Annotated in this window: 7 protein-coding genes; 3 read left to right on the forward strand and 4 right to left on the reverse strand. The window is 71.9% G+C overall.

The features are described 5' to 3' along the window. Positions 1-9 precede the first annotated feature (9 nt). Positions 10-1032: a class II fructose-bisphosphate aldolase gene (gene fbaA, locus ACQEUU_RS04510; protein WP_433060674.1), complete on the reverse strand. Its 1023-nt coding sequence runs from the start codon at positions 1030-1032 to the stop codon at positions 10-12. A 153-nt stretch (positions 1033-1185) separates the two neighbouring features. Between fbaA and ACQEUU_RS04515 the strand changes: the two genes are divergently transcribed. Then, the gene (locus tag ACQEUU_RS04515) at positions 1186-1605 is read left to right on the forward strand and encodes a hypothetical protein (RefSeq protein ID WP_433060677.1); all 420 of its coding nucleotides are present in this window, start codon (positions 1186-1188) and stop codon (positions 1603-1605) included. Here ACQEUU_RS04515 and pyrE read toward each other — a convergent pair. After that, positions 1580-2113 (reverse strand): orotate phosphoribosyltransferase, encoded by a 534-nt coding sequence (gene pyrE / locus ACQEUU_RS04520; RefSeq protein ID WP_433060679.1) that lies wholly within the window; start codon positions 2111-2113, stop codon positions 1580-1582. The two genes, ACQEUU_RS04515 and pyrE, sit on opposite strands and share 26 nt — an antisense overlap. A gap of 109 nt (positions 2114-2222) precedes the next feature. Here pyrE and ACQEUU_RS04525 point away from each other — a divergent pair, with 109 nt between their 5' ends. Both ACQEUU_RS04525 and ACQEUU_RS04530 read left to right on the forward strand, forming a co-directional pair. Beyond that, positions 2223-5264, forward strand: coding sequence for a zf-HC2 domain-containing protein (locus tag ACQEUU_RS04525; protein ID WP_433060682.1), 3042 nt, complete (start codon positions 2223-2225; stop codon positions 5262-5264). Between the two features lie 178 nt (positions 5265-5442). Continuing rightward, positions 5443-7011, forward strand: a complete 1569-nt coding sequence (locus ACQEUU_RS04530) for an NYN domain-containing protein (RefSeq protein WP_433060685.1) — start codon at positions 5443-5445, stop codon at positions 7009-7011. 79 nt (positions 7012-7090) lie between these two features. On the opposite strand, the gene ACQEUU_RS04535 is transcribed toward ACQEUU_RS04530, so the two are convergent. Together ACQEUU_RS04535 and ACQEUU_RS04540 are read right to left on the reverse strand one after the other, a co-directional pair. Continuing rightward, on the reverse strand, positions 7091-7720 hold the full coding sequence (locus tag ACQEUU_RS04535) for a response regulator (protein ID WP_433060688.1): 630 nt from the start codon (positions 7718-7720) through the stop codon (positions 7091-7093). Between the two features lie 2 nt (positions 7721-7722). Next, positions 7723-11895, reverse strand: a complete 4173-nt coding sequence (locus tag ACQEUU_RS04540) for a HAMP domain-containing protein (protein WP_433060690.1) — start codon at positions 11893-11895, stop codon at positions 7723-7725. Positions 11896-11971: the final 76 nt, after the last annotated feature.

The following is an 11971-nucleotide window of genomic DNA, read 5'->3' on the forward strand; positions in this document are numbered from 1 at the left end:
TCGTCGTGGCTAGGTGAGCTTCGTCCCGCTGCTCTTGAGGTGTTCGCACGCCTCGGTGACGCGGGCGGCCATGCCCGCCTCGGCCGACTTGCCCCACGAGCGCGGGTCGTACGACTTCTTCTTGCCGACGTCGCCGTCGACCTTCAGCACGCCGTCGTAGTTGCGGAACATGTGGTCGGCGACCGGCCGGGTGAAGGCGTACTGCGTGTCGGTGTCGATGTTCATCTTGACGACCCCGTACGAGATCGCCTCGTGGATCTCCTCGAGCAGGGAGCCGGAGCCGCCGTGGAAGACCAGGTCGAACGGCTTGTCCTTGCCGAACTTGGCGCCGACCGCCTCCTGGATCTCCTTGAGCACGCTCGGCCGCAGCTTGACGTGGCCGGGCTTGTAGACGCCGTGGACGTTGCCGAACGTGGCGGCGAGCATGTAGCGGCCCTGGTCGCCCACGCCGACCGCCTCGGCGGTGGCCAGCGCGTCGCCGGCCGTGGTGTAGAGCTTCTCGTTCATCTCGCCGACGACGCCGTCCTCCTCGCCGCCGACCACGCCGATCTCCATCTCCATGATGATCCGGGCGCGGGCGCACTTGTCGAGGAGCTCCTTGGCGATCTCCAGGTTCTCCTCCAGGGGTACGGCGGAGCCGTCCCACATGTGGGACTGGAAGAGCGGGTCGAGGCCCCTGGACACGCGCTCCAGGGAGATGTCGACGAGCGGGCGCATGAAGCCGTCGAGCTTGTCCTTGGGGCAGTGGTCGGTGTGCAGCGCCACCGTGACCGGATACTTGGCGGCCACCACCCGGGCGTACTCGGCGAGCGCCGTCGCACCGGTCACCATGTCCTTGACCGTCGAGCCGGAGAGGTAGTCGGCGCCACCCGTGGACACCTGGATGATGCCGTCGCTCTCCGCTTCGGCGAACCCGCGCAGCGCGGCGTTCAGCGTCTGGGACGAGGTCACGTTGATCGCCGGATAGGCGAACCCGCCTGCCTTGGCTCGATCGAGCATCTCGGCGTAGACCTCAGGAGTCGCGATGGGCATGAGTTATCTCCCTAGAAGTAACGGCTTCGCGCTGTTCAGTATCCCGGTTCTCGTACCCGTGGTGGTAGAGGCGACGCCCCCACCGGCTCCGCGGCCGCGCGAAGATGCCGATCGGATCGGGAAAGCGCGCTTACCATTGGATAGTCTCCTGGCGTGGGACGCCACAGGTCGGATCCGATGGGCCTCGCCCGCCTGGCGCTCGCCGTCCTGGCGGTGGGTGCTCTGGTGGTGCTGCTGGTCATCGGCGGGCGGGCCTTGTTCGACTCGCTCGACACCAGCGACGCGGCGCCCGTGCGCCCGTCGTCCACGCCCACGACCAGTGCGCCGGCCGCGACCGTGCGCATCGAGTGCGTGGCCGACGTCTGCCCGCTCGTGACCGTGCGCGTCCCCGGCGGCGACGTGCTCCAGCACCGCGACATGACCCGGGGCGAGGAGGTCAGCTACTTCGAGCCCGAGCTCGACGTGGTGCTCTCCGACGCCGCCACCGTACGCGTCACCGAGAACGGGCGGCCCCGGCCGCAGGGCGAGCCGGGGGAGCGCGAGGCGTTCACAGTCCGAGATCCTGAAGAGTGAACGCGCAGCGGTAGTCGAGCCCCTCCTCCGCCATCCTCGCGGCGGCGCCCCGGTCGACGATCGTGGCCACCGCGACCACCTCGGCCCCCTCCTCGCGCAGCGCCTCCACGGCGGTCAGCGGAGACGAGCCGGTCGTCGAGGTGTCCTCGACCACGAGCACCCGGCGGCCCTTCACGTCGGGGCCCTCGATCCGGCGCTGCATCCCGTGAGCCTTCTGGGCCTTGCGCACCACGAACGCGTCCAGCGAGCGCCCGCGCGCCGCCGCGGCGTGCAGCATGGCGGTCGCCACCGGGTCGGCCCCGAGCGTGAGCCCGCCCACGGCGTCGTAACCGAGATCGGCCGTCAGATCCAGCAGCACGCCGCCGACCAGCGGGGCCGCCACGCCGTCGAGGGTGATGCGGCGCAGGTCGAGATAGAAGTCGGCCTCCCGCCCGGAGGAGAGCACCACCCGGCCGTGCACGACGGCCTTCTTCTTGATCTCGGCCAGCAGGCTGTCGCGGTCACTCATGGCCTCAGCTTAGGGCCCTCACCCGACGGCAAAGAGGCGTGCCCGGTTTAGCCATGGGCGGCAGTGCGGAATGACTCCACGGGCAACGTTTCGTAACTGCGAGGTCACTATGAGCGTGGAATCACCGCAGAGCGACGCACACCTTCTGCATGCCGTCAGAACGGGTGATGCCACGGCATACGGGCAGCTCCACGAGCGCCACGTCACTGCCGCCCGCACCCTGGCCGCGCAGCTCGTGGCGGACGAGGCGGAGATCGGCGACGTCGTCGCCGCATCGTTCGCCCGCGTCCTCGACCAGGTCAGCCGCGGCGGCGGACCGGCGGCGGCCTTCCGCCCCTTCCTGCTCGCCACGGTCCGGCGCACGGTCGCCTACCGCACCCGCGCGACCTCCGGCATCGACCTGTTCGACCCGGCCGACGACCCGGCGACGGTGCGGCTGGAAGGATCGCTGATCGCGCAGGCCTACCTGGCGCTGCCGGAACGCCGGCAGGCGGTGCTCTGGCACACCGAGGTGGAGAACGCCAGGCCCGCCGACGTGGCGCCGCTGCTCGGGCTGTCGGCCAACGGGGTCGCCGCGCTGGCCTACCGGGCGCGCGAGGGCCTGCGGCAGGCCTACCTGCGGACCTATCTGACGGGCGGGCCGCCGTCCGAGTGCAGGACGGTGATCGGCAGACTCGGCGCCTACGTGCGGGGCGGGCTGACCCGGCGCGACACCCGCGCGGTGGACGAGCACGTAGGCGACTGTCCCAACTGCCACACCGTCCTGCGGGAGCTGACCGACGTCACCCGCGGGCTGCGGGCCGTCGTCGGGCCCCTCGTGCTCGGCGCCGCCGCCGGCGGCTACCTGGCGGCCATGTCCCGGCCCGCCCCCGCGGCTGTGCCCGGCCGCGTGCTCGGCTGGATGCGGCGCAGGTCGGTACGGCAGGTCCTGGTGGCGGGCGGCGCGCTGACCGTGATGACCGTGGCGGCGGCCTTCGCGGTGGCGTCGGGCCGGGACCTCGGGGCGCGGCCCCCGGTGTCCCACCCCCGCCCGTCCGCCGACCGCGTCGTCCCCGACCCCGGCGGCGCTCCCACCCCGGCCTCCACCGGCCCGGGCGGGGCGAAGCCCGGCACCCCCACATCGGACCCACCCGCCTCCGGCCCGCGCGAACAGCGCTCCGGCGCACCGGCATCGTCGGACGCGGACGAGCGGCCCGAAACCGACCGCAGGCCGGACGCCGTCAGCGAGCGGGCACGCATCCCCCCGGCCCTCGTCCCACCCCACCCAACCCCCTCCCACAACCGCGCCGCCGCCCCGGACCGCCAACACGCGAACAAAGGCCCCACCCCACCGAATCGGGAGCACACCGGCGCACCGAGTCGTGAGCGCACGGGATCCAACCGGGAACGCACTGACGGGCCCGGACGCGACCGGGCGGACTCACCGAGCCGGGAGCGGGCTGGTGGCCCGGGTCGCGCGGGAGTGAGGTCACCGGATCGGAAACGGGCTGGTGGCCCGTGGCGCGGGCGGGTGGAGTCCGATGGCCGGGAGCGGGCTGGTGGCCCGGGACGTGAGGGAGTGGGATCGCCGGGCCGGGAACGCGATGATGTGCCCGGGCGTGAGCGGGTGGGGCCGGCGGATCGGGAGCGGGCTGATGCGCCGGGGCGCGAGCGGGGGCCGGGCCGGAAGCGTGTCGGTTCCTCGGTGAGAAGGCCCGGCGGGTCCGCGCCCGGCGAACCGGAGAGGGAGCGCGGGCGGTCGCGGATGCGCGGGCCGGAAGGGGCGGTCGGTGAGCGCCGGACCGGTGAAGCGCGGCTGCGGGCCTCCGTCGCGGTGATGGGCTCGCTGGTACGGGGCGAGCAGGGCGTCGTGGCACTGCGCGCCCGCAACACCGGCGAGGCCCCGACCCGCGACGTCTACGCCGCCATCGAGCTGCCTCCCGGTGTCACCCTCGCCCCTTCGGCGGGCCCGGTCGCGGAGACCCCCTGGCCCCGGAGGCGAGGCCCGGTCCGGTGGGCCATGGCGGCCACGGACCCCACCACCGGAACGCGCCGCGCCGCAGCCGCGGATCCGCCGCGAACGCTCGAAACGCGGGCTGCCGGGACACCCGAGGCCGCCGGGTGGCGGTGCAGGCCGGTGAGGGGCGGGGCCCGATGCGCCAGGCAGCCGCTGGCCCCGGGCGAGGCGGCGGCGGCCTTCCTGCGGGTGCAGGTCGCGCGGGACGCGCCCGTCGGGGCAGGGCCGAGACTCCGGGTCGAGGCGGGGGCGCTGCGGCTGAGCGGCCGGGCCTCGGCGGGCGTGCGGGAGTCCGGGGCTCCGGCGAGGTTCGCCGCTGACGGGAAGGTGACGGTCAGAGCGGTCGGGAACGCCCTGCTGACCTGCCCGGTCCGGCGTCGGGGGTGCACGGAGCCGGAGCGGCGCGACGGCGGGCGGTCGCCGGCGCGGCCGCTCGACGCCGACCGGTCACCGAGGACCGACGCCTCCAGCGCCGCCCGGCTCTCCCTGCCCGAGGGCGGCAGCGTGCTGTGGGCGGGCCTCTACTGGTCGGCCACCGCCGAACGAGCCGGGCCGATCAGGCTGAGACCGCCCGGCAGAGGTCGCTACGTGACCGTGCGGCCCAGCCGGGTCACCTGGCGGAAGCTGCCCCATGGCCCCGCCTACCAGGCGGTGGCCGACGTGACCGGGCTGGTGGCGGGCGCGGCCAAGAGCGGGGCGTGGTGGGCCGCCGACCCGCCGCTGGGCGGGCGGGGCCACGCGGGGTGGAGCCTCGTGGTCGTCACCACCGACCCGGCGGCCCCGTACGGGAACGCGCTGGTCGTCGACGCCGCGCGGGTCGTCGGCGGCGGCGCGCCGGTGCTGCGGGTGCCGCTCGACGGGCTCGAACCCGCCGGCGCGCCCGCCCGGGTGGAGCTGGTCGCCTGGGCGGGGGACGGCGGTGTGAGGGGTGACCGGGTGTCGCTCGGCTCCGGCCCGCTGGCGCCGCAGGGGGGCGGGCGCGACGCGGGCGACGTCTTCGACGGTTCGGCCAACGGCGCTTCCGGCGTGACGTCCGGCGTCGACGTGGACACGTTCAGCGCCTTTTTGCGTGCCCGTCCCAGGCTGACGATCATGGGAGGCGGGGACGTGGCGCTGTTCGGGGTCGCGGCCGTCAGCGTGCGTACGCGCTCGTGACGGCGAACGTGACAAACTGGTACGGTTCGCCTGACGGATCTGGCTTGACGCCGGTCGGGGGGCGAATCGTCAGGATTAACCCCCGAGCGATCACCCGCTTTCATTACCCTGGGACAGGGCCGCCGAGTCCGGCTCTGATGGTGCAGAGCCAGCACGTCGGACCACCACGAAAGGGGCGGTGTCAGTGGATCGCTGCGCGCTGTTCGTCGACGCCGGCTATCTGCTGGCAGACGGCGCGATGGCCGTGCATGGCACCCGCCATCGGGAGTCGGTGTCGTGGGACTATCCCGGCCTTCTGCAACTGCTGTCAAGCCTGTCCCGCGAGCGCACCGGCCTGCCGCTGCTGCGCTGTTACTGGTACGAGGCCACGATCGAGGGCCGCCGCACCCCCGAGCACGACCTGCTGGCCGACATCCCCGGCCTCAAGCTCCGCCTGTCCCGCATCCGTCCGGGCCGTCGTGAGGGCGTCGACGCGCAGGTCCACCGCGACCTGATGACGCTGGCCCGCAACAGCGCCGTCTGCGACGCGGTCGTGGTGAGCGGCGACGAGGATCTCACCCAGGTCGTCTGCGACGCGCAGGACCTCGGCGTCCGGCTGACCGTGGTGCACATCTCCGCCGACGGGGGCTGGGCCGCCTCCCGCACCCTGCGCCAGGAGTGCGACGACCTCATCGAGCTGGGCGCCGCCCATCTGCGGCCGTACGTGTCGCTGGCGACCGGGGCGTCCGAGGCCGTCAACGGCCACCAGGCGATCAGCAACGGCCACGGCGCCCACGCGCTGCCTCCGGGGTCCTCGTCGTCGCTGCAGTCGTCGGCGACCGGCACCCTGTCAGGGGCGACCGGCTCCCTGCAGTCGGCTGCCCCGGGCACCTACGCCACCGGCAGCCACACCCCGGGCACCCACACGACCGGCAGCCACACCCCGGGCACCTATGCCACAGAGAGTCACACGGGCAGTCACACGACCAGCAGTCACGCCACTGGCACCCATACCACCGGCAGTCACGCCACGAGCAGCCACGCCACGAGCAGCCACGTCACGGGTGGTCATGCCGGCAGCCATGCCACAGGCAGCCATACCGCGGGGGGCCACGCCGCAGGAAGTCATGCAACCGGCAGCCACACCTCGGGCGGCCACACCGCAGGCGGTCACGCCACGGGCGGCCACGGCACTGGCAGTCACAGCACCGACAGTCATGCAACCGGCAGTCACGCCACGGGCAGCCATGCCGCGCCGTCGCGTTCCTCCGCCGCCGGTCAGTCGCCGGCCGCGCACAGCCGCGCCCAGTCGCAGCCGCCGGTGCTGCCCACCTACACCTTCCCCGCCGACCCACCCGCGCAGCAGCAGCCGGCCGCGCCGATGCCGCAGCAGTCACCGGCCACAGGGCAGTTCTCCTCCCCGTCGAGCGCGGGCGGCTACCAGCAGCTGGGCCCCTACACGGGTCCGCAGCCCGCGCCGGTGGCGCCGCAGCCGGCCGCGACCTCGTCCTCCTCGGGCGCCACGACGCTGGCCGACGCGGTCAAGGCCGCCCACCGCGAGGGGCACGACTTCGGTGAGTCCGTGGCCCGTGACGCCCCCGCCCTCTGGCTGGAGGCGGTGCTGGCGCGCAAGCCCCGGATGCCGTCCGACCTGGAGGCCAGGCTGCTGCAGGGTTCGTCGCTGCCCATCGACTTCCTGCTGCACGACGAGGTGCGTCACGCCCTGCGCAGGGGCTTCTGGGACGCCCTGGAGCGAGCCCGCAGCTGACCCGCCCGCGCACGACACCCCGGAGCCTTTCGCCACCGGGCCGGACGCCTCAAGGCCATACGCCTCAAGGCCGTACGCCTCAGGAGAGGGCGTCGAAGCCGGCGCGGAGCTGGGTGACGCGGTCCGCCAGGTCGGTGAGGGGGGCCGACAGGCTCTGATCCTTGGACTTGCCGGCGAGCTCCCGTACGCGGGCCAGTTCGTCCTCGACCGCTGTCAGGCGGCGGGACAGCTCGGGCAGGACCGCTCCCTGGTCGCCCACGCCGGCCGGGAGTTCGTGGCCGAGGCGCTCACGCAGCATCGCCGCCTGCTCGGCCAGGCGCTTGTGCATGTTGTAGAGCTCGGCGAACACCGACACCTTGGCCCGCAGCACCCACGGGTCGAACGGCTTGGTCAGGTAGTCGACCGCGCCCGCGGCGTAGCCGCGGAAGGCGTAGTCGGGGGCGCTGTCGGCCACGGTCAGGAAGATGATCGGGATGTTCCTGGTCCGCTCGCGGCGCTTGATGTGGGCGGCCGTCTCGAAGCCGTCCATGCCGGGCATCCGCACGTCCAGCAGGATCAGCGCGAACTCGGTGTTGAGCAGCGCCTTCAGCGCCTCCTCGCCCGACCTGGCGCGGACGGGCACCAGGTCGAGGGAGCTGAGGATCGCCTCCAGCGCGATGAGGTTCTCCTCGCGGTCGTCGACCAGGAGGATCTTGGCCCTGTCAGGCATGGTCATGAACCTTCCGCGGGCGAGTCGGAGGTGCGGCCTCGGCTGAGCCACCCGCGCAGCCGTTCGAGCAGGCGGTCGACGTCGACGGGCTTGGGCACGTAGTCGGAGGCGCCGGAGGCGATGCTCTTCTCCCGGTCGCCGCGCATCACCTTGGCCGTGAGCGCGATGATCGGCAGGTCGGCGAACTGCGGCATGCGCCGGATGGCGGAGGTCGTCGCCCAGCCGTCCATCTCCGGCATCATGATGTCCATCAGCACGAGCGCGACGTCCTCGTTCCGTTCGAGTTGTTCGATCCCCTCGCGGCCGTTCTCAGCGTAGACGACCGTGGCGCCGTGCCGTTCCAGCACGCTCGTCAGTGCGAAGACGTTGCGGATGTCGTCGTCGACGATCAGGATCTTGGCGCCGCTGAGCGGGTCGTCGCCCTGCCACTGGCTGGTCTCGACGGGGGCCTCGACCAGTTCGGGCAGCGGCAGGTCGAGCGGCAGACCGGGCGGCTCGGGGATGGTGGCCGGCTCCTCGATCGAGGCGGTGACGACCTGCTGGCCGCTGTTGCGCGCGCCCTCCGCGCTGACGGGCAGCGGGCCGGTGTAGGTGGCCGGCAGGTAGAGGGTGAAGGTGCTGCCCTGGCCGAGCTCGCTCTCGACGTGGATCTCGCCGCCGAGCAGGCGGGCGATCGACCGGCAGATGGACAGGCCCAGACCGGTGCCGCCGTACTTGCGGCTGGTGGTGCCGTCGGCCTGGCGGAACGCCTCGAAGATGACCTCGCGCTTGTCCGGCGCGATGCCGATGCCGGTGTCGATGACCTGGAAGGCGAGCAGGTCGTGGGTGATGTGCAGCGAGTCGTCGTCGAAGTCGACGTCCGGCGACGCCGGGACGACGCGCAGCTTCACCTCGCCCTTGGGGGTGAACTTGACCGCGTTGGACAGCAGGTTGCGCAGCACCTGCTGGAGCCGCTGCTCGTCGGCGCGGAGCTCCTGCGGCACGTCCGGGTCGATCTCGACGGCGAAGGCGAGCCCCTTGTCGGCGGCCAGCGGCGCGAACGCCGCCTCCAGCAGGTCGATGATCTTGGGCAGCGACACCTGCGTCGGGTGGATGTCCATCCGGCCGGCCTCGACCTTGGACAGGTCGAGCATGTCGTTGATGAGCTGGAGCAGTGCCGAGCCGGCGCCGTGGATGGTGCGGGCGAACTCGACCTGCTGCGGGGTCAGGTTGCCCTCGGCGTTCTCGGTGAGCAGCTTGGCCAGCACGAGCAGGCTGTTGAGCGGGGTGCGCAGCTCGTGGGACATGTTGGCGAGGAACTCGTTCTTGTAGCGGGAGGACACGGCGAGCTGCTCGGCGCGCTCCTCCAGGGTGCGGCGGGCCTGCTCGATCTGGAAGTTCTGGATCTCGATCGCGCGGTTCTGCTTGGCCAGCAGCGCCGCCTTGTCCTCCAGCTCGGCGTTGGACCGGCGCAGCTCCTCCTGCTGGCGCTGCAGCTCGTCGGAGCGCTCCTGCAGCTCGCGGGTGAGGCGCTGGGACTCGGTCAGCAGGTCCTCGGTGCGGGAGTTGGCGATGATCGTGTTCATGGTGACGCCGATGTTCTCCACGAGCTGCGTCAGGAAGTCCAGGTGGACCTCGCCGAACGGGCTGAAGGAGGCCAGCTCCAGCACGCCGAGGACGCGGTTCTCGAACAGGATCGGCAGCACCACGATCTGCGCGGGAGTCGACTGGCTGAGTCCGCTGTCGATGGTGATGAACTTCGGCGGCACGTCGTCCAGGACGATGTGCCGGCCCTCGGCCGCGGCCTGGCCGACGATGCCCTCGCCGAACGCGAACCGCGCCCGCGGCCCCCGGTCGGGCCGGACGCCGTAGCCGCCGATCAGCAGCAGCTCGCGCTCGCTCTCCGGGTCGACCGCGTAGAAGGCGCCGTACCGCGCCGACACGAGCGGCGTCAGCTCGCTCATCGTCAGCTTGGCCACCTCGAACAGGTCGCGGTGGCCCTGCATGAGCCGGGAGATGCGGGCCAGGTTGGACTTGAGCCAGTCCTGCTCCTGGTTGGCCTGGGTGGTCTCGCGGAGGTTGGCCACCATCGAGTTGATGTTGTCCTTCAGCTCCGCCAGCTCGCCCTGCGCCTCGACGGCGATCGAGCGGGTCAGGTCGCCGCGGGCCACGCCGCTGGTCACGGTGGCGATGGCGCGCACCTGGGTGGTCAGGTTGCCGGCCAGCTCGTTGACGCTCTCGGTGAGCCGCTTCCAGGTGCCCTCGACGCCCTCGACCCGGGCCTGCCCGCCGAGCCGCCCTTCGGAGCCGACCTCACGGGCGACGCGGGTGACCTCGGAGGCGAACGAGGAGAGCTGGTCGACCATCCGGTTGATGGTGGTCTTCAGCGCCAGGATCTCACCCTGCGCGTCGACGTCGATCTTGAGGGTGAGGTCGCCGTTGGCGACCGCGGTGGTCACCTCGGCGATGTTGCGGACCTGGTACGTCAGGTTGTTGGCCATGAAGTTGACGTTGTCGGTGAGGTCTCTCCAGACGCCCGACACGCCCTGGACGCGGGCCTGGCCGCCGAGCTGCCCCTGGGTGCCGACCTCGCGGGCGACGCGGGTGACCTCGTCGGCGAACGACGAGAGCTGGTCGACCATCGTGTTGAGGGTGTCCTTGAGCTGGAGGATCTCGCCCTGCGCGTCGACGGTGATCTTCTTGGAGAGGTTGCCCTGGGCCACCGCGGAGGAGACGGCGGCGATCTGCCGCACCTGCGAGGTGAGGTTGTTGGCCATCGAGTTGACGTTGTCGGTGAGGTCCTTCCAGACCCCGGACACGCCGCGTACCTGGGCCTGGCCGCCGAGCTGGCCCTCCGTGCCGACCTCGCGGGCGACGCGGGTGACCTCGGAGGCGAACGAGGAAAGCTGGTCGACCATGGTGTTCATGGTCGACTTGAGCTCCAGGATCTCGCCCTGCGCGTCGACGTCGATCTTGCGGGTGAGGTCGCCGTTGGCGACCGCGGTGGTCACCTGGGCGATGTTGCGGACCTGGTACGTCAGGTTGCGCGCCATGGAGTTGACGTTGTCGGTGAGGTCCTTCCAGACGCCCGACACGCCCTTGACCTCGGCCCGGCCGCCGAGCTTGCCTTCGGTGCCGACCTCGCGGGCGACGCGGGTGACCTCGTCGGCGAACGACGAGAGCTGGTCGACCATCGTGTTGAGGGTGTCCTTGAGCTGGAGGATCTCGCCCTGCGCGTCGACCGTGATCTTCTTGGACAGGTTGCCCTGGGCCACCGCCGTCGCGACGGTGGCGATGCTGCGCACCTGCGAGGTCAGGTTGTTGGCCATGAAGTTGACGTTGTCGGTGAGGTCCTTCCAGACGCCCGACACGCCCGTCACCTGGGCCTGGCCGCCGAGCTGGCCTTCGGTGCCGACCTCGCGGGCGACGCGGGTGACCTCCTCGGCGAACCCGGAGAGCTGGTCGACCATCGTGTTGACGGTGTTCTTCAGCTCGAACATCTCGCCCACCGCGTCGACCGTCACCTTGCGGCTCAGGTCGCCCTTGGCCACCGCGGTCGTCACCACCGCGATGTCGCGTACCTGCGCCGCCACGCGGGACGACATGGTGTTGACCGCCTCGGTGAGGTCGCGCCAGCTCCCGGACATGCCGCGCAGGTTGGCGCTGCCGCCCAGCCGGCCCTCGGTGCCGGCCTCCCTGGCCACCCGGGTCACCTCGGAGTTGAACAGCGCGAGCTGGTCGACCATGCCGTTGATCGCCTTGCCCAGGCGGCGCACCTCGCCGCGGGCCGACCGGTCGAGGTCGATCCGCCGGGACAGGTCGCCCTTCGCCACGGCGTCGATCACGTCGGCCGCGCCGCTCACCGGGCTCACCAGCGCGTCGATCAGCATGTTGACCGACTCCACGCTCTCGGCCCAGGCCCCCACCCCGGGCCCGGGCGTCAGCCGCTCGCCGAACCGGCCCTCCTTGACCACTTCCCTGCGCACCCTGGTCAGCTCGTTGGCGAGGTGTTCGCGGCGGTCGGCCACCTCGTTGAGCAGCAGCCGCACCTCGCTGAGGATTCCAGGGGGCGCGTACGGTACGCGACGCCGGAAGTCACCGTCACGCCATGAGAACAGAGTCTCCAGAATGGGGACGAGATCCGACTCCGTGTATGTCCTCTCCTCGGGACTTGGCGCGGCCTTGGCCGTGGTCATGGGGCCTCCTTCACTCACCGGTGACTTCGGCGAGTGATTCAAGTCTGTCACGATGAGTAGCTCTTAGTCCCGTCCT

Origin of the sequence: Nonomuraea sp. CA-218870 (assembly GCF_050936535.1) — a bacterium.
Lineage (GTDB): Bacteria > Actinomycetota > Actinomycetes > Streptosporangiales > Streptosporangiaceae > Nonomuraea > Nonomuraea corallina.

What these genes read in the sequence shown, in the direction of transcription:
- fbaA (WP_433060674.1), bottom strand. Translation starts at nt 1,032, where the DNA reads ATGCCCATCGCGACTCCTGAGGTCTACGCCGAGATGCTCGATCGAGCC.
- pyrE (WP_433060679.1), bottom strand. Translation starts at nt 2,113, where the DNA reads ATGAGTGACCGCGACAGCCTGCTGGCCGAGATCAAGAAGAAGGCCGTC.
- ACQEUU_RS04525 (WP_433060682.1), top strand. Translation starts at nt 2,223, where the DNA reads ATGAGCGTGGAATCACCGCAGAGCGACGCACACCTTCTGCATGCCGTC.
- ACQEUU_RS04535 (WP_433060688.1), bottom strand. Translation starts at nt 7,720, where the DNA reads ATGCCTGACAGGGCCAAGATCCTCCTGGTCGACGACCGCGAGGAGAAC.
- ACQEUU_RS04540 (WP_433060690.1), bottom strand. Translation starts at nt 11,895, where the DNA reads ATGACCACGGCCAAGGCCGCGCCAAGTCCCGAGGAGAGGACATACACG.